The organism is Undibacterium sp. GW821-FHT11B02 (genome assembly GCF_058808955.1).
Genome location: NZ_JBXASD010000002.1, coordinates 60,548 through 77,526, shown reverse-complemented (window position 1 = coordinate 77,526; position 16,979 = coordinate 60,548). Strand labels below are relative to the sequence as shown.

The following is a 16,979-nucleotide window of genomic DNA, read 5'->3' as shown; positions in this document are numbered from 1 at the left end:
CTTACGCTTTGGTCGCTGCAGTAATAAAATCTGGAATGGGTGGGTAGCCTTCTGATAAGGTCAGTACTTCATAGCCAGTTTCTGTCACCAATACAGTGTGTTCCCATTGTGCTGACAGGCTGCGGTCCTTGGTTTTGATGGTCCAGCCATCCGGCATTTCTTTGATTTCACGGCGACCGGCATTGATCATTGGCTCTACGGTGAAAATCATTCCCGGCAGCAGTTTTTCCATGGTGCCAGGTCTGCCGTAATGCATGACCTGTGGTGCTTCGTGGAAAATCTTGCCTATCCCATGGCCGCAGAATTCACGCACCACGCTGTAACCAGCTTTTTCTGCATATTGTTGTATGACATGACCGATATCGCCCAGATGTGCACCTGGTTTGATTTTTGAAATACCCAGCCACATGCATTCATAGGTGATGGCATTCAGGCGTTTGCTCAATATGGATGGCTCGCCCAGCAGGAACATGCGGCTGGTGTCGCCGTGATAACCGTTTTTGATGACGGTAATATCCAGATTGACAGAATCGCCATCTTTCAACACCTTGTCACCGGGGATGCCATGGCAAATCACGTCGTTGACGGAGGTGCAGATGGCTTTCGGGTAAGGTGTGTAGCCTGGCGGGCAGTAATTCAGTGGAGCAGGAATAGTGCCTTGTACATTCGTCATGTATTCGTGGCACAGTCTGTCCAGCTCACCCGTTGTGACGCCGACTTTGACAAAGGGCGTGATGTAATCGAGGACTTCGGAAGCCAATCTTCCGGCAATGCGCATGCCGGCGATGTCTTCCGGCGTTTTGATAGTAATAGCTTCCATACGTTTTCTTCAGTCTGTTGCCGCAATCATGATGATGGCAGCAGGTAAAATTGCGAGAATGTTGCAGAACCGGAATTATAGTCCAGGAAGGCGAGTATCGCATTCTCCCAATAAAACGCAGCACTTGAGGAAAACCCCATTTTCATAGTACAATTGATGGTTAGCTTGTGGATGTATTCAAATATGGCATGAGTTAATTAATTTTTTATTAATCGAATCCGGTCGAAAAGGGTGTCTTCGGCGCTTACATGGTAATCATCAAGATTAATCGTGAAGCTGCTTGGATCACTGGCTGGATTCAAGACCTAACCCTGGAGTTATTATGTCTGTAACAATGCGTGAAATGCTGGAAGCTGGTGTGCACTTTGGTCACCAAACCCGTTTTTGGAATCCAAAAATGGCACCGTACATCTTCGGTCATCGCAACAAGATTCATATCGTCAACCTGGAAAAAACCCTGGCAATGTACCAGGACGCGATGAAATACATCCGTCAATTGTCTTCCAATCGCGGCACAGTGTTGCTGGTTGGTACCAAGCGTCAATCCCGTGACATCATCGCTGCTGAAGCAAATCGCGCCGGCATGCCTTTTGTTGATCAACGCTGGTTGGGTGGTATGTTGACTAACTTCAAAACAGTCAAAACATCGATCAAGCGCCTGAAAGACATGGAAGCTTCCATTGAAGATGGTTCTGTAGAGAAACTGTCCAAAAAAGAAGCCTTGATGTTCCAGCGTGAAATGATCAAGCTGCAAAAATCCATCGGCGGTATCAAGGATATGGGTGGCATCCCTGACGCAATTTTCGTAGTCGACGTTGGCTACCACAAAGGCGCGATCACTGAAGCTGCAAAACTGGGTATTCCTGTTATCGGTGTGGTTGATACTAACCACTCTCCAGAAGGTGTTGCTTACATCATCCCTGGCAATGATGACTCCTCCAAAGCGATTGCTTTGTATGCTCGCGGTGTTGCTGACGCAATCCTCGAAGGCCGTGCAAATGCAGTCAACGAAGTTTTGGAAGCTGTTAAACCAGGTTCTGATGAGTTTGTAGAAGTAGAGCAAGCATAATAATTGCCTGTTCAGGCACATGGCTTCAGGTTGTCATGACAACCTGAAGCAAAAAAATGGGCAACAATCGTTCGCCCTTTTTTTTAAACAAAATTTGATGATCGGTGCCTGCGTGGCACCATTGAACTAGGAGAATGACATGGCGGCAATTACAGCAGCTTTGGTAGGTGCACTGCGCGCGAAGACAGATGCGCCGATGATGGAATGTAAAAAAGCCCTGACAGAAGCAGAAGGCGATATGGACCGTGCGGAAGAAATTCTGCGTGTGAAATTGGGTAGCAAAGCTTCCAAGGCATCTTCCCGCATCACTGCAGAAGGCGTTGTCGCATCTCACATCGCTGGTAACGTTGGTTCCCTGATCGAAGTTAACTGCGAAACAGACTTCGTCACCAAGAATGATGATTTCCTGGCACTGGCCAACACCTGCGCAAAACTGATCGCTGAACATAACCCTGCCGACATCGCAGCATTGGGTGCCTTGCCACTGGATGGCAAGACAGTAGAAGAAGTACGTGCAGCCCTGGTTGGTAAAATCGGCGAAAACATGTCCTTCCGTCGTTTCGTGCGTTTTGATACTAGCGCCAAGCTGGTTTCTTACCTGCACGGCACACGTATCGGCGTAGTCGTTGAATTTGACGGTGCTGATGAGCAAGTTGGTAAAGACGTTGCGATGCACATTGCTGCGATGAAACCAGTTTCCCTGTCTTCTGAACAAGTACCAGCAGAATTGATCGAAAAAGAACGTTCTGTTGCTGCTCTGAAAGCAGCAGAATCTGGCAAACCAGCAGATATCGTTGCCAAAATGGTTGATGGTTCCATCCAGAAATTCCTGAAAGAAGTTTCTTTGCTGAACCAGACTTTCGTCAAGAACGACAAGCAAACTGTTGAACAGATGTTGAAATCTGTTAATACAACAGTGAAAGCGTTCACGATGTTTGTTGTTGGTGAAGGCATTGAGAAGAAGCAAGATGATTTTGCCGCAGAGGTGGCTGCGCAAGTGGCTGCAGCAAAACAAGCGTAATCTGGCGAATCAAAAAAACGGGCCGAAAGGCCCGTTTTTTTAAACCTTGCGATTGTAAGTATTTGTTTCCAGCTCTTTAAGTTTGTGCGTTCGGATGTGAATATCCAGTGTTGGTGTTTTATTTGGTTTGCTCATGATTGTCAGGCTTGCGTTGGCAATCCAAATAGAAAACAGAAGAGACTTTATCAAAGTCGTCTCATTTCGCATGAAATCTTTTAGATTAATTAACTTACCAGAAGGAGTCCTATCATGACAAAACCTGCTTACAAGCGTGTACTCTTGAAGCTCTCTGGCGAAGCCTTGATGGGTGATGATCCGTTTGGCATCAACCGCGCTACCATAGAACGCATGGTGGCCGATGTTGCAGAAGTATCAAGAATGGGAGTTGAACTGGCAATTGTTATCGGTGGTGGCAATATTTTCCGAGGCGTTGCACCCGGTGCTCAAGGTATGGACAGGGCCACTGCTGACTACATGGGGATGCTGGCCACAGTCATGAATGCACTGGCATTGTCTGATGCCATGCGCCAGGTTGGCCTGACATCTCGTGTGATGTCGGCCATCGCTATTGATCAGGTGGTTGAGCCCTATGTTCGTCCGAAAGCTTTGCAATACCTGGAAGAGGGCAAGGTTATCGTATTTGCCGCCGGTACTGGCAACCCTTTCTTTACCACTGATACTGCCGCCGCCCTGCGTGGTTCCGAAATAGGTGCCGAAATTGTACTAAAGGCAACAAAGGTGGATGGCGTTTATACTGCTGACCCTAAAAAGGATGCGACCGCAACCCGATACACCACGATCTCCTTTGATGAGGCGATCGCCCGTCACTTGCAAGTCATGGATGCGACCGCATTTGCCCTGTGTCGTGATCAGAAATTGCCAATCAAGGTATTTTCCATTATTAAACCGGGTGCATTGAAGAATGTCATTCTGGGGGCAGACGAAGGCACATTAGTGCACGTATAATCCTGCACTTTGGATGTTTCATATTAATTCGGCAAGGAGGGGTGGATGCACCATCCCTGCCACGATGTACAGGAGAGCGCCATGAGCGTAGCAGATATTAAAAAAAATTCCGACCAGCGCATGCAAAAATCGATCGAGACTTTGAAAGCCGATCTGTCCAAGGTGCGCACCGGGCGTGCCCATACCGGCATTCTGGACCATGTCCAGGTTGATTACTACGGAACACCTACCCATATTACCCAGGTTGCCAATGTGACGCTGATTGATGCGCGTACCATCGGTGTGCAGCCTTGGGAAAAGAAGATGCTCAACGCCATTGAAAAAGCTATCCGTGATGCCGATCTGGGTTTGAATCCATCATCCCAGGGGGAACTGATACGCGTGCCTACGCCGCCGCTGACAGAGGAGCGTCGTAAAGAGATGGTCAAACTGGTCAAAACCGAAGGTGAAAGCGCCAAAATCGCTATCCGCAATATTCGCCGCGATGCCAATGAGACGCTGAAAAAGATGTTGAAAGAAAAAGAATGCTCGGAAGATGATGAGCGTCGTGCGCAAGATGAAGTTCAGAAGCTGACGGATAAATTCGTCACCGAAGTGGATAAGCTTCTGGCCGAAAAAGAAAAAGAAGTGTTGACAGTTTAAGCCCTCGCCCGCGTACCAACACATTCTGGATTTACATGAGCTATATAAGTTCCACCAAGGAAGTTCCTGCAGTTGGCGCGATTCCTAAGCATATTGCAATCATCATGGACGGCAACGGACGTTGGGCAACCAAGCGTTTCTTGCCGCGTGTCGCTGGCCATGTCAAGGGCGTGGAAGCGGTCAGGGGCGTGGTTGAGGCTTGCGCCCGGCGTGGCGTGTCTTACCTGACCCTGTTTGCCTTCAGTTCTGAAAACTGGCGTCGTCCGGCAGAAGAAGTGTCTTTGCTGATGCGTCTGTTCGTCACTGCGCTGGAAAAAGAAGTGGCAAAAATGCACGCCAACGACATACGGCTGAAAGTGGTTGGTGATCTGACGCGTTTTGATGCCAAGTTGCAAACCATGATACGGTCGGCGGAAGAAAAAACGGCTCTTAACAAGGGCTTGACCGTCACCGTCTGCGCCAATTATGGTGGGCGTTGGGATATTGTGCAGGCAGTCAATCGCCTGCAACAGGATCTGAGCGCGGCAGGCAAGGGCGGGCAAGCGATAGATGAAGATCAGTTATCTGAATATCTATCCATGGCCTATGCGCCTGAACCTGATTTGTTTGTCCGAACTGGTGGTGAAACCCGCATATCCAATTTCCTTTTATGGCAATTGGCCTATAGTGAATTTTATTTCACGGATACCTTCTGGCCTGATTTTGATGCTGCAGCGCTGGATCTGGCCATCGCCTCCTATCAACATCGCGAGCGCCGTTTTGGTCGTACCAGCGCACAGGTGTCTGAACAATCACCTGCGCAAGAAAGCAATTAATGCTAAAAACCCGTGTCGTGACTGCCCTGGTTTTGATGGCCATTTTGTTGCCAGTCCTGTATTCGGCCTCGTTCATTGCTTTTGCCGTGCTTGCACTGGTGTTCTTTGCAGCCGCCATCTGGGAATGTCAGCGTTTGTTTGCCAAGCCGGCACCACTGGTCATGGCAGCGATCTGGACTGGCATGCTGGGATATTTTTATTTCCACCTTGAGAGTTTTTCCCAGCTACTGCTGTTTGCCTTTGCCAGTGCATTCTGGATTTTTCGTCTGTTGCCGACATTGGCGCGTGGTTTGCCGGATGTCCGTGGTTTTACCAGTGGCCTGCTGAGCGCCTTGTACGGTATCAGTATCTTTGCCTGTTTCGTGGCCATTGCCGTGTTCTTCAAATATTCCCCCATGTATCTGTTTTCTGTCATGGCTATCGTCTGGATTGCGGATATAGGTGCTTATTTTTCCGGGAAAGCCTTGGGAAAGCACAAACTGGCACCAACTATTTCTCCGGGAAAATCGTGGGAGGGGGCTATTGGTGGTTGGGTTTGCGTATTGGCGCTGGCAACAGCGACGGCGTTCGTTCCTGGCCTGGAAAACACCTTTACGGCACATTTGCTGGCAAGAAAAGGCTGGCTGGTTTTTGTACTTGCCGTGAGTATATTGACGGCAGCCAGCGTAGTCGGAGATTTGTTTGAATCATCGCTGAAACGACGCGTTGGTATGAAAGACAGCAGTAATCTGTTGCCAGGTCATGGCGGCGTGCTGGACAGGATAGATGCGCTGATACCAGTTCTTCCACTGGCAGCTTTGCTGGACTTATGGCGATAGATCGTATGCAGAAAAAACAGCAGTTATGCATTTTGGGAGCAACCGGATCGATAGGCGTATCCACGCTGGATGTCGTCGCCAGGCACCCAGAACGCTACGGCATTTTTGCGCTGACTGCGCATACGCAGGTGGAAAAACTGGCGCAACAATGCCAGGCATTTTTACCAAAAATCGCAGTGGTGGGTACCGCCAAAGCGGCAGATGAGCTTGCAAGCCGGTTGCAGGAAATGAACTTGGCTCATATTCAGATACAGCATGGTCCGCAAGCCCTGTGTGATGTAGCCAGTGCGCCTGAATGTGATAGCGTGATGGCAGCCATCGTCGGTGCGGCTGGCTTGCCTGCTTCGCTGGCGGCAGCGCGTGCCGGCAAGAAGGTTTTGCTGGCCAACAAGGAAGCGCTGGTCATGTCAGGGCAACTGTTCATCGACGCCATCAAGCACAGTGGCGCCACACTCTTGCCCATCGATAGTGAACACAATGCCATATTCCAATGCCTGCCGGGTAATTATGACCGCCAGCCTGGACGTCACGGTATCCACAAAATTCTGCTGACGGCCTCTGGTGGTCCTTTCCTGAATCGGGAAGTGGCGACACTTACCGATGTGACGCCTGAGCAGGCAGTTGCCCACCCGAACTGGGTGATGGGGCGCAAGATTTCCGTTGATTCTGCGACCATGATGAACAAAGGGCTGGAAGTGATTGAGGCTCACTGGTTGTTTGCGACACCTGCTGAACAGATCGAGGTCGTCATTCATCCGCAAAGCGTGATTCATTCCATGGTGTCTTATACGGACGGTTCAGTATTGGCGCAAATGGGTAATCCCGATATGCGTATTCCTATTGCCTACGGCATGGCCTATCCTGAACGTATTGATTCTGGTGTGGCACCTCTTGATCTGCTGAAGGTGGCCAGCCTGCATTTCCAGGCACCTGATATGACGCGTTTTCCTTGCCTGAAGCTGGCCTATGATGCCTTGCGCACAGGAAAATCAGCCGCAATCATATTGAACGCAAGTAATGAAGTTGCTGTCCAAGCGTTTTTAGATAAAAAAATCGGCTTCCGCATGATCAATCAGCTCATCGAGCGCACGCTGGATAAAATGGCAGTGATTGATGCCTCAGACCTGGAAAGCATCCTTGCCTGCGATGCTGAGGCGCGTGCACTGACAGGAGCAATGATTCCGTGATGATCTGGTTGCAAAACGCCCTGGCTTTTCTGGTGACGCTGGGCATCCTCGTCACCATCCATGAGCTGGGTCATTACCTGGTAGCACGCTGGTGTGGTGTCAAGGTATTGCGTTTTTCCCTAGGTATGGGCAAGGTGGTGTATTCCAGACGTTTTGGCAAGGATCAGACCGAGTGGGCAATTTCCATGTTGCCACTGGGCGGCTATGTGAAAATGCTGGATGCGCGCGAGCAGGGCGCAGAAAATATTGCGCCAGAAGAGCTTCCACGGGAATTTTGTCAGCAATCAGTCTGGAAGCGTATCGCCATTGTTGCCGCGGGGCCGATAGCAAATTTCCTGTTGGCAATTGTTTTGTATTCAGTGTTGTTCATGCACGGCTACATAGAGCAAGCTGCCAGGGTGCGCGTGGCATCGACCACATCCATCGCTTACCAGGCAGGCCTGCGCTATGGCGATCTGGTGACTCGTATTAACAATGAACCTGTACAAACCTGGCCGGAATTGCGCTGGAGGCTGATGCAGGCAAGGTTGGCTGGCACTAATCCTGCATTGGAAATTCAGCGTCCCAATCCTGATTTGGCCTCTGCTACCGTCAATATGACGATAGAACTGCCTTTGCAGAGCCTGAGTGCCAGTGATTTTGATGGTGATTTGCTGGCGCAATTGGGATTGAATCTGGTAAGTAGCAGGAAAGTGGTGCTGGAAGAATTGTTGCCCGATAGCCCAGCCCTGCAGGCTGGTTTGAAAACTGGCGATCGTATTTTGGAAATTGACCACAGCCCCTTGCTCGATGTGGTTGAATTCAGGCAGATCGTCAACGCGAATCCAGGTAAGCCGTTGAAGCTATTGGTGCAAAGAGGACAGAATCAGTTTGAAGCAGGGGTTATTCCCACCGTACAAGAGGTAAGTGGGCAAAAAATCGGCTTGCTGAAAGTGAAATTGCAAGCTGCGGGTTTGGAAACAGCGATAGTGCAGGCGTCGGGTTTCAGTGCTTTGAGTCGGGCAGCAGAAAAAACCTGGGATACCAGTGTGTTCAATTTGAAGATGCTGGGCAAGATGCTGACAGGAAAAATTTCCCTGAAGCATATTACTGGACCGCTGACTATTGCTGATTATGCAGGTCAGACCTCGCGATCCAGTGCAATTAGTTATCTAGGTTTTATCGCTTTGATCAGTATTGGCCTGGGCGTGATGAATTTGCTACCCATTCCGGTTTTGGATGGAGGGCATTTGTTGTATTATTCGCTGGAAGTTTTGATGGGGAAACCTTTGCAAGACCGTTACATCGAAATGGGGCAACGTGCCGGAGTTTTCTTGCTATTGACCATGATGGCAATAGCTTTTTTTAATGACATCGCCCGACTAATGTCATAATAGTCGGCTTGATGACAGAAACTCATTTCAGATAGCAATATTGAGAGTATTGAAAGAACTTTATACCCAATGAAATTACATATCGAGCAGTTCACTTTAGCCCATTTTCGTCGTCATGCTTTGTCTCTGGCAGCATTTGCACTCTGCACTGGAAACGCACTCGCGATTGAACCCTTTACCGTCAAGGATATACGGGTAGAAGGATTGCAACGGACGGAGGCCGGTACTGTATTCAGCTATTTACCTGTCAAGGTTGGTGAGGTGTTTGATGATGCTAAAAGTACGACAGCGATCAAATCCCTGTATGCCACGGGTTTCTTCAAGGATGTTCAGATAGAAGTGCAGGACGGAATCCTGGTTGTTTTACTGGAAGAGCGTCCTACCATCGCCGGTGTGGAATTTACAGGCACCAAGGAATTTGAGAAAGATGCATTGGTCAAAGCGCTGAAAGATATCGGTGTCGGCGAATCACGCATCTTCGATAAGGCAACGGTTGACCGTGCCGAACAGGAATTAAAGCGCCAATACCTGTCCAAGGGCTTGTATGGCATGCAAATCACTACCACCATCACACCAATAGAACGTAATCGTGTGAACGTGACATTTGCTGTGGATGAAGGCGACATAGCAAAAATTGCCCAGATCAATATCATAGGCAATAAAGCTTTTTCAGATGGTGAATTGCGCGAGTTGATGGCCTTGTCCACACCAGGCTGGTTTAGCTGGTACACCAAGGCTGACCAGTATTCAAAACAAAAACTGTCTGGCGATATCGAGACCTTGCGCTCGTTTTACCAAAACCGTGGTTATCTGGAAATGCAAATCCTGTCGACACAGATTTCCATCACACCAGACAAAAAAGATATTTACATCACCATCAATCTTGAAGAAGGCGACAAGTACACTGTTTCTGATATCAAGCTTGAGGGCGATACCATGGGGCGCGAAGAAGAACTTGCTTCCCTGTTATTGTTGAAAAAGGGCAATATTTACAATGCGGCCCGCCTGACTGAGAGTACCAAACGTATTTCCGAGCGCATGGGTAACTTTGGTTATGCGTTTGCCAACGTGAATGCAAATCCTGTTCTTGATAAAGAAAAGAAAGAAGTCGCGTTCACCATCTTTGTTGATCCGGGTAAACGTGTCTATGTGCGTCGTATCAACCTGGCCGGTAATACCAGAACACGTGATGAAGTGATTCGCCGTGAATTCCGTCAGTTTGAAAGTTCCTGGTATGATGGTGAAAAAATCAAGGCTTCCCGTGACCGGGTAGAGCGTCTGAGCTATTTCAAGGATGTGACGATAGAAACGCCTGAAGTACCAACCAGTGTTGATCAGGTGGATGTGAATTTGACCGTCACTGAAAAACCAACCGGTAATATTATGTTTGGTGCTGGTTATTCGAGTGCAGAAAGGCTGACCTTGACCGGGTCCATCCAGCAAGCCAATGCCTTTGGTAGTGGTGATACGATAGGTCTGGATGTGAATACCAGTAGCCAGAACCGTACCGTTGCGGTTTCTCATACCGATCCTTACTTCACGGACGACGGTGTCAGCCGTAATATTGAAGCCTATGTTCGTACGACCCGCCCAATTATTGGCAGTGTCGGCGATTATAAAATCCAGACTACTGGTGGCGCGTTGCGCTTTGGTGTGCCGTTCTCGGAAGTTGATACTGTGTTCTTCGGTCTGGGTTTTGAGCGTACCAAGGTCCAAACGTTTTATGGCAGTCCGTATCGTTACCTGAAGTATGTTGCTGATTACGGTAATGGCAATAAAGACCTCACAGCCGTGGATTATGGTGTCGGTGAAGCGATAACCAATTCTTTCCCTTTGACTGCTGCATGGCAGAGGGATAGTCGTGATAGTGTGTTGACACCGACTATTGGTCGTTATCAGCGCGCCAATCTTGAATTGTCGGCAGTGGGCAGCTTCAAATACTATCGTGCGATCTATAATGCACAATTGTTCCAGCCAGTTTATCGTTCAGTTGTGCTGGCTTTGAACGGCGAATTTGACTATGGACACGGCTTGGGCGGTAAACCTTATCCTTTGTTTAAAAACTTTTATGCTGGTGGTATAGGTTCAGTTCGTGGCTATGAACCTTCTACCCTTGGTACCAAGGATCCGAATGGCGATGCGCTGGGTGGTGCAACCAGGCTGCTGGGTAATGTAGAATTACAGATTCCATTCCCTGGTGCGGACAAGTCCCTGCGCTGGTTTACTTTCGTTGATGGTGGTAATGTCTTTGATGAAGGACAAAAAATCCGCATGCAGGATTTGCGCTTTTCCGCAGGTATAGGTATAAGCTGGATATCACCGGTTGGTCCATTGAAACTGAGCTTTGGTAAAGCCTTGAATGCCAAGGCAGATGACAAGAAGCAGTCATTCCAGTTCCAGATGGGTACCGGATTCTGATAGTTGGCATTGCCATATTTGTTTTAGTACGTGTTACGGAGATTATTTTGAGTCAACATATTACCCCGGCCCAATTGCTGCAGCGCATGTTGCTTGGCGTGGCTTGTGTTTTCAGCATTGCTCAGGCCCAGGCACAGGATTCCAGAATTGCCATCTTTGATTCACAAAGGGTGATACGCGAATCAGTGCCAGCGAAAGCAGCTGAAGCCAAGCTGAAAGTTGAATTCTCCAAACGACGTGAAGAATTGGAAGGCCTGGCAAAGAAAATCAAGGCCATGGCTGAAAAACTGGACAAAGACGCACCCGTCTTGCCCGAATCAGACCGTATCAAGCGTCAGCGTGAAATCACTGAGCTGGATCAGGACTTCAATCGCAAACAGCGTATTTACAATGAAGACCTGAACCAGCGTCAGAATGAAGAAATCGCTTCGCTGGTGGAACGTGCCCAAAGAGCCATCAAACAAATCGCCGAAGCTGAGAAAATTGATGTTGTTCTGCAAGATGTGGTGTATTCCAACCCGCGTATTGATATCACAGATAAAGTTCTGAAGGCACTTTCCAAATAATTCCTATGACCACGAGCATTCGGCTGGGTGAATTGGTCGATCGCTTCGGTGGTCAATTGATTGGTTCACCTGAGATATCTGTTGCTGCTATTGCGCCTTTGAGTGAGGCAGGTGAACAGCACATCACTTTCCTGTCCAATCCCAAATTACGTCACCAGGCTGCAGCTACCAAAGCGGCGGCACTGATAGTGACGCAGGCTGATTTCGATCAGCTGGGGTCAGAGTACCAAGGGGCTTGCCTGATAGTCCCCAACCCCTATGTCTATTTTGCCCGTGCGGCCCAATATTTTGCAACTTTGAACGCGATACCCGCTGTTACTGGTGTGCATCCGGCAGCCTGGGTCAGCCCGCAAGCCGTCGTGGCGGCGACAGCCAGTATTGGCCCCAACGTCAGCATCGATGCCGAAGCGGTTATCGGTGAGCATGTAGTAATCAAGGCGGGGGCTGTGATTGGGCGTGGCGTCAGCATAGGTGATCATAGCCTGATCCATGCCAATGCCAGTATTTACGATTATTGCGTCATCGGTCAGCGCTGCATCATTCATTCGGGTGCGGTCATTGGGGCTGACGGTTTTGGTTTTGCCAATGAAAAAGGGAAATGGATCAAGATCCCGCAAACGGGCAGGGTACTGATCGGCGATGACGTGGAAATCGGTGCCAATACCAGCATAGACCGTGGTGCCCTGGCCGATACCATCATCGAAGAAGGTGTCAAGCTTGATAACCAGATACAGATAGGCCACAACTGTCATATAGGTGCGCATACGGCCATGGCGGGATGCGTCGGTGTGGCTGGTAGTGCGAAGATAGGCAAATACTGTACGTTTGGCGGTGCTGCCATGGTGTTGGGGCATCTGACCATCGTCGATAATGTGCATATTTCTTCCGCCAGCATGGTGTCAAGATCGATACTGGAGCCTGGGCAATATACGGGCTTCTATCCATTAGCCAAGAATGCAGAATGGGAAAAAACTGCGGCCATCGTACGCAATTTATCGGGTATGCGTGACAAAATGCGCTACCTGGAAAAAACAATTAAAACACTGACTGAAAAAGATCATGAATAGCCTGGACATCAATCAAATCAAAGAATACCTGCCACATCGTTATCCCATGTTGTTGGTGGATCGCGTACTGAGTTGGGAAAATGGCAAGACCATCACAGCCATCAAAAATGTCACGGCAAATGAAGAGTTTTTTAACGGACATTTTCCGAATAAGCCCGTCATGCCTGGCGTCTTGATGATAGAAGCCATGGCGCAGACTGCAGCCTTGCTCTCATTTCTGACAATGGGTCAGAAACCGGATGAAAATACCATCGTGTATTTCCTCGGTATCGATGGCGCGCGCTTCAAGCGCCCGGTAGAACCGGGTGACCAACTGAAGATGGAGGTGGAAATCATCAAGGTTGCACGTGGTATCTGGAAGTACAAGGCCAGGGCCACGGTAGATGGTCAGTTGGCTGTAGAGGGCGAATTGATGTGCACCATGCGCACGAAAGACGAAGCCTAGTCGGGGGAGAGAAAGAATGCATATCCATCCAACAGCGCTGATTGATCCCAATGCCAAGCTCGACAGTACAGTTGAGGTTGGTGCTTATTCCATCATTGGCCCGGATGTTTCGATAGATGCAGGTACCAAAATTGGTTCTCACGTAGTAATACAGGGGCATACCAGGATAGGGCGTGATAATCACTTCCATGCATTTTCTTCCATAGGTGGACCACCACAGGACAAGAAATACGGTGGTGAGGTGACTTATCTTGAAATCGGCGACAGGAACCTGATCCGCGAATTTTGTACTTTCAACTGTGGCACGGTGCAAGACCGGGGCGTGACACGTGTTGGTAGTGATAACTGGTTCCTGGCTTACGTGCACATTGCTCATGATTGCACGGTTGGTAACCACACGGTGTTTTCTAATAATGCTGCATTGGCAGGGCATGTCGAGGTCGGTGACTGGGTAATTATGAGCGGTTTTTCTGCTGTTCACCAATTCTGTAAGATAGGTGCCCATGCTTTTGTTGGTATGAATACCAGCCTTACGCAAGATGTACCTCCATTCGTGCTGGTATCTGGTAATCCGGCGCAGGCGCATGGTGCAAACCTTGAAGGCTTGAAGCGTCGCGGATTTAGCCGCGATCAGTTGAATGCCATCCGCCAGTCTTACAAGCTTATTTATAAGTCCGGCCTGACTCTCGAAGAGTCAAAGGCAGCCCTGGACCAGCAAGTGGCAAGTCTTGAAGCAGATGCTGCTTCACAGGTTCGGGCGATGCGCGATTTCCTGGATGCATCGACACGCGGCATAGCCCGCTAGAGCAGCACGTGTCTACTAATCGCCCCATTATTTCCATGGTGGCCGGGGAAACCTCCGGCGATATGCTGGCTGCGCGCATGCTGTCCGGCTTGCGTCCTCGCTTGCCAGAAGCATTGATGCATGGAATTGGCGGCCCGAGCATGGCTGAATATGGCTTCGTCAATGATTGGCCCATGGATAAATTGTCCGTGCGTGGCCTGTTTGAAGTGCTGGCCCATTACCGGGAAATTAGTGGAATACGTAATCAGCTCAGGCAAAGATTGCTTGATGAAAAGCCCGACGTGTTCATCGGTGTGGATGCGCCTGACTTTAATCTGGATCTGGAGATTCAATTAAAACGCGCGGGTATTCCTACCATGCATTACATCAGCCCATCAATCTGGGCATGGCGTGGTGGGCGCATCAAAAAGATTGCGGAAGCCGTATCTCACATGCTGGTGGTGTTCCCGTTTGAAGAAGAGATATACCGTAATGCCGGTATACCTGTGACCTATGTCGGTCATCCGCTGGCGCAGGTTATTCCCATGGAAATCGACATGGCGGCGGCCAGGGATGAGCTGGGTCTGGACCAGAATGCGCGGGTAGTCACCATCTTGCCGGGCAGCCGCATGTCCGAGATTAAATACAATACCGAAGCCTTTATCCGTACAGCCAAAATTCTGTGTGAACGCGACCCGCATCTGCAGATCGTGGTCCCCATGGTCGGTGAAAAACAACGCAGCTATTACATCAAGCTGGTAGTTGATGCCAGGCTCGATAATGTACCGGTGTTGCTGATTGATGGTCGCTCACACACGGCCATTGCAGCGGCAGATGCCGTGCTGGTGGCGTCTGGCACAGCGTCGCTGGAAGTCGCTTTATTCAAGAAGCCGATGGTGATTGCCTACAAGATGATGGAAGCTTCATGGCAGATTTTGCGGCATATGGGGTACCAGCCGTGGATAGGCTTGCCGAATATCCTCGCACGTGAATTTCTGGTGCCGGAATTTCTGCAATCGGCTGCCAGACCAGAGGCAATGGCAGATGCAATATGGCAGCAATTGAGCGACAGCACCTTGCAGGAACGCCTGAAGCAGCGCTTTATCGACATGCATCATTCCCTGTTGCGTGATACCGCCAACGTCTCGGCGCAAGCCGTATTACAATTGATTTCAGCATCCTGAGCTGAGATGGCCTTTAGTCTGGCATGACCAGGCATATTTTCTGATAGAGCTGGACTAGCATGTACGTTGATTCTCATTGTCATATTAATTTCCCCGAGCTGGCCGTGCGTATGCCAGAAATCCTCAGTAAGATGCAGGAAAACGGTGTTACTCACGCACTTTGCGTGTCGGTAGATTTACCTGATTTCCCGCAGGTGCTGGCATTGGCGGAACAATATCCACACATCTATGCATCTGTCGGCGTGCATCCGGATTACGAAGAAACCGAAGAACCGACAGCAGAACAACTGGTCAAACTGGCGGAACATGACAAAATTATCGCCATCGGTGAAACTGGTCTGGATTACTTCCGGCTGAAGGGTGATCTTGAATGGCAGCGTGAACGTTTCAGGCAGCATATCCACGCTTCACGTATCTGCCACAAGCCTTTAATCATCCATACCAGGGCCGCAGCCGAAGACACCATACGCATCTTGAAAGAGGAGGGGGCGGGTGTGGCGCAAGGCGGTGTGGCCGGTGTCATGCATTGCTTTACCGAATCGCTGGATGTGGCATTGGCAGCAGTGGACCTGGGGTTTTACATTTCTTTTTCAGGCATACTGACCTTCAAGAGTGCCAAGGACTTGCAGGCCGTAGCCAAAGCCTTGCCGCTGGAACGCATATTGATAGAGACCGATTCCCCGTATCTGGCACCAGCACCACATCGTGGCAAAATGAATGAGCCTGGCTTTGTACGCCATGTTGGTGAGTTTTTGGCGGATTTGAAGGGGATATCGGTCCTTGATGTGCAGAAAGCCACGACAGAGAATTTCTTCCAATTGTTTCAGTTCGCGCACTGATTTCCCATGACTGCTCAATCGCTGATCCATCACTTGCTTGCTCGCCTTTCACGTCAGTTGGCCGTTGTATTGAGCTTGCTGGCATTATCGTTAGGGGTATCGGCACCAGCGAGGGCGGATGCCTATGAAGATTTCCTGTTTGCAGTGCGCTTTGATCAAGCCAATACGGTCAGTGAGTTTTTGCAAAAAGGGATGGATGTCAATTCGGTTGAACCCACCCGTGGGGAAAGCGTCTTGATGATTAGCCTGCGTGAAAAATCCATGAAGGTCTTCCCTGTGCTGCTGGCACATCAAGATATTAAACTGGAAGCGCGGGCGATGAATGGTGATACCGTCCTGATGCTGGCCAGCTTTCTGGGTAATGTGCAGGCGGTCAAAGCGCTGATAGAACGCGGGGTAGAAATCAATCAACCCGGGTGGACCGCTTTGCACTATGCAGCGGCAAATGGCAGCAAGGAAATCATTGCCTTGTTGCTGGAGCATTCAGCGTATATCGATACCGAATCCCCCAACAAAACCACGCCTTTGATGATGGCTGCCCGTTCAGGAAAAATGGATGCGGTTGTCTTATTGCTGGATGAAGGTGCAGACCCATCACTGAAAAACGATTTGGGTCTGACTGCGCTTGATTTTGCCAATGAAGTTGAGCAAAGAGAAATTGCCGCCTTTCTGAAAGAAAGATTGCAAGCAGTAAAAAAATAAGGTTTTTGCGCTGCAATATCTTGCCTGCCAAATAGACTCTATGTTAAAGTTCGCGCATCTCATTTTCGGAGCACGTTCTGTGGACAGTTATAGTTGTCGATCTTCATTCAACTTGGCAATGTAAGCACAGATTTCCTCTTGCTACCTTGCCATTCTGGCGGGTAGTGGTCTCTCTCAGCTCTTCGGCTGTTCCTTCTACTTACCCAATTTTTAATGTACGTGTGACCTCAGTAATGTCACTGGTTTCTTGCGGGCCCAGTATG

17 protein-coding genes are annotated in these 16,979 nt (G+C 49.4%); 16 read left to right on the top strand and 1 reads right to left on the bottom strand.

Annotation, left to right across the window (positions count from 1 at the left end; all coding sequences use genetic code 11):
- Nucleotide 1: 1 nt before the first annotated feature.
- Entirely contained in the window at nucleotides 2-820 is an 819-nt protein-coding gene (gene map / locus AC1RVX_RS03595) for a type I methionyl aminopeptidase (RefSeq protein WP_493215212.1), read from the bottom strand.
- Nucleotides 821-1,142: 322 nt separating this feature from the next.
- On the opposite strand from map, the gene rpsB reads away from it, so the two are divergent.
- From rpsB to AC1RVX_RS03515, 16 genes are all read left to right on the top strand, one after another.
- Nucleotides 1,143-1,889: a 30S ribosomal protein S2 gene (gene rpsB, locus AC1RVX_RS03590; RefSeq protein WP_422979141.1), complete on the top strand. Its 747-nt coding sequence runs from the start codon at nucleotides 1,143-1,145 to the stop codon at nucleotides 1,887-1,889.
- A 139-nt stretch (nucleotides 1,890-2,028) separates the two neighbouring features.
- Nucleotides 2,029-2,910 (top strand): translation elongation factor Ts, encoded by an 882-nt coding sequence (tsf, locus tag AC1RVX_RS03585; RefSeq protein WP_493215211.1) that lies wholly within the window; start codon nucleotides 2,029-2,031, stop codon nucleotides 2,908-2,910.
- A 249-nt stretch (nucleotides 2,911-3,159) separates the two neighbouring features.
- Nucleotides 3,160-3,876 (top strand): UMP kinase, encoded by a 717-nt coding sequence (gene pyrH, locus AC1RVX_RS03580; RefSeq protein WP_162041352.1) that lies wholly within the window; start codon nucleotides 3,160-3,162, stop codon nucleotides 3,874-3,876.
- An 81-nt stretch (nucleotides 3,877-3,957) separates the two neighbouring features.
- A complete protein-coding gene (gene frr / locus AC1RVX_RS03575; RefSeq protein WP_493215210.1) occupies nucleotides 3,958-4,518 on the top strand; it encodes a ribosome recycling factor in 561 nt (186 codons plus the stop codon).
- Nucleotides 4,519-4,553: 35 nt separating this feature from the next.
- Nucleotides 4,554-5,333: an undecaprenyl pyrophosphate synthase gene (gene uppS, locus AC1RVX_RS03570; RefSeq protein WP_493215209.1), complete on the top strand. Its 780-nt coding sequence runs from the start codon at nucleotides 4,554-4,556 to the stop codon at nucleotides 5,331-5,333.
- Nucleotides 5,333-6,151, top strand: a complete 819-nt coding sequence (locus AC1RVX_RS03565) for a phosphatidate cytidylyltransferase (protein ID WP_493215208.1) — start codon at nucleotides 5,333-5,335, stop codon at nucleotides 6,149-6,151. Before uppS ends, AC1RVX_RS03565 begins: the two co-directional genes overlap by 1 nt.
- 5 nt (nucleotides 6,152-6,156) lie before the next feature.
- On the top strand, nucleotides 6,157-7,338 hold the full coding sequence (gene ispC, locus AC1RVX_RS03560; protein ID WP_493215207.1) for a 1-deoxy-D-xylulose-5-phosphate reductoisomerase: 1,182 nt from the start codon (nucleotides 6,157-6,159) through the stop codon (nucleotides 7,336-7,338).
- On the top strand, nucleotides 7,338-8,711 hold the full coding sequence (gene rseP / locus AC1RVX_RS03555) for an RIP metalloprotease RseP (RefSeq protein WP_493215690.1): 1,374 nt from the start codon (nucleotides 7,338-7,340) through the stop codon (nucleotides 8,709-8,711). Before ispC ends, rseP begins: the two co-directional genes overlap by 1 nt.
- Nucleotides 8,712-8,780: 69 nt before the next feature.
- Nucleotides 8,781-11,129, top strand: a complete 2,349-nt coding sequence (bamA, locus tag AC1RVX_RS03550; protein WP_493215206.1) for an outer membrane protein assembly factor BamA — start codon at nucleotides 8,781-8,783, stop codon at nucleotides 11,127-11,129.
- 86 nt (nucleotides 11,130-11,215) lie between these two features.
- The gene (locus tag AC1RVX_RS03545; RefSeq protein WP_493215689.1) at nucleotides 11,216-11,695 is read left to right on the top strand and encodes an OmpH/Skp family outer membrane protein; all 480 of its coding nucleotides are present in this window, start codon (nucleotides 11,216-11,218) and stop codon (nucleotides 11,693-11,695) included.
- A gap of 5 nt (nucleotides 11,696-11,700) precedes the next feature.
- Nucleotides 11,701-12,762: a UDP-3-O-(3-hydroxymyristoyl)glucosamine N-acyltransferase gene (gene lpxD / locus AC1RVX_RS03540; RefSeq protein ID WP_493215205.1), complete on the top strand. Its 1,062-nt coding sequence runs from the start codon at nucleotides 11,701-11,703 to the stop codon at nucleotides 12,760-12,762.
- Entirely contained in the window at nucleotides 12,755-13,207 is a 453-nt protein-coding gene (gene fabZ / locus AC1RVX_RS03535; RefSeq protein WP_186945269.1) for a 3-hydroxyacyl-ACP dehydratase FabZ, read from the top strand. Before lpxD ends, fabZ begins: the two co-directional genes overlap by 8 nt.
- 16 nt (nucleotides 13,208-13,223) lie before the next feature.
- Entirely contained in the window at nucleotides 13,224-14,012 is a 789-nt protein-coding gene (lpxA, locus tag AC1RVX_RS03530) for an acyl-ACP--UDP-N-acetylglucosamine O-acyltransferase (RefSeq protein ID WP_493215204.1), read from the top strand.
- Nucleotides 14,013-14,020: 8 nt separating this feature from the next.
- The gene (gene lpxB, locus AC1RVX_RS03525) at nucleotides 14,021-15,175 is read left to right on the top strand and encodes a lipid-A-disaccharide synthase (protein WP_493215203.1); all 1,155 of its coding nucleotides are present in this window, start codon (nucleotides 14,021-14,023) and stop codon (nucleotides 15,173-15,175) included.
- Between the two features lie 59 nt (nucleotides 15,176-15,234).
- A complete protein-coding gene (locus tag AC1RVX_RS03520) occupies nucleotides 15,235-16,014 on the top strand; it encodes a TatD family hydrolase (protein WP_493215202.1) in 780 nt (259 codons plus the stop codon).
- A gap of 6 nt (nucleotides 16,015-16,020) precedes the next feature.
- Nucleotides 16,021-16,716, top strand: coding sequence for an ankyrin repeat domain-containing protein (locus tag AC1RVX_RS03515; protein WP_493215201.1), 696 nt, complete (start codon nucleotides 16,021-16,023; stop codon nucleotides 16,714-16,716).
- The last annotated feature ends 263 nt before the right edge of the window (nucleotides 16,717-16,979 follow it).

Bases quoted from the DNA above. Each gene is read 5' to 3' on its own strand.
- lpxD (WP_493215205.1), top strand. From the start codon at position 11,701: ATGACCACGAGCATTCGGCTGGGTGAATTGGTCGATCGCTTCGGTGGT.
- rpsB (WP_422979141.1), top strand. From the start codon at position 1,143: ATGTCTGTAACAATGCGTGAAATGCTGGAAGCTGGTGTGCACTTTGGT.
- AC1RVX_RS03515 (WP_493215201.1), top strand. From the start codon at position 16,021: ATGACTGCTCAATCGCTGATCCATCACTTGCTTGCTCGCCTTTCACGT.
- bamA (WP_493215206.1), top strand. From the start codon at position 8,781: ATGAAATTACATATCGAGCAGTTCACTTTAGCCCATTTTCGTCGTCAT.
- fabZ (WP_186945269.1), top strand. From the start codon at position 12,755: ATGAATAGCCTGGACATCAATCAAATCAAAGAATACCTGCCACATCGT.
- lpxA (WP_493215204.1), top strand. From the start codon at position 13,224: ATGCATATCCATCCAACAGCGCTGATTGATCCCAATGCCAAGCTCGAC.
- uppS (WP_493215209.1), top strand. From the start codon at position 4,554: ATGAGCTATATAAGTTCCACCAAGGAAGTTCCTGCAGTTGGCGCGATT.
- AC1RVX_RS03565 (WP_493215208.1), top strand. From the start codon at position 5,333: ATGCTAAAAACCCGTGTCGTGACTGCCCTGGTTTTGATGGCCATTTTG.
- map (WP_493215212.1), bottom strand. From the start codon at position 820: ATGGAAGCTATTACTATCAAAACGCCGGAAGACATCGCCGGCATGCGC.
- AC1RVX_RS03520 (WP_493215202.1), top strand. From the start codon at position 15,235: ATGTACGTTGATTCTCATTGTCATATTAATTTCCCCGAGCTGGCCGTG.
- tsf (WP_493215211.1), top strand. From the start codon at position 2,029: ATGGCGGCAATTACAGCAGCTTTGGTAGGTGCACTGCGCGCGAAGACA.
- AC1RVX_RS03545 (WP_493215689.1), top strand. From the start codon at position 11,216: ATGTTGCTTGGCGTGGCTTGTGTTTTCAGCATTGCTCAGGCCCAGGCA.
- ispC (WP_493215207.1), top strand. From the start codon at position 6,157: ATGCAGAAAAAACAGCAGTTATGCATTTTGGGAGCAACCGGATCGATA.
- pyrH (WP_162041352.1), top strand. From the start codon at position 3,160: ATGACAAAACCTGCTTACAAGCGTGTACTCTTGAAGCTCTCTGGCGAA.
- rseP (WP_493215690.1), top strand. From the start codon at position 7,338: ATGATCTGGTTGCAAAACGCCCTGGCTTTTCTGGTGACGCTGGGCATC.
- frr (WP_493215210.1), top strand. From the start codon at position 3,958: ATGAGCGTAGCAGATATTAAAAAAAATTCCGACCAGCGCATGCAAAAA.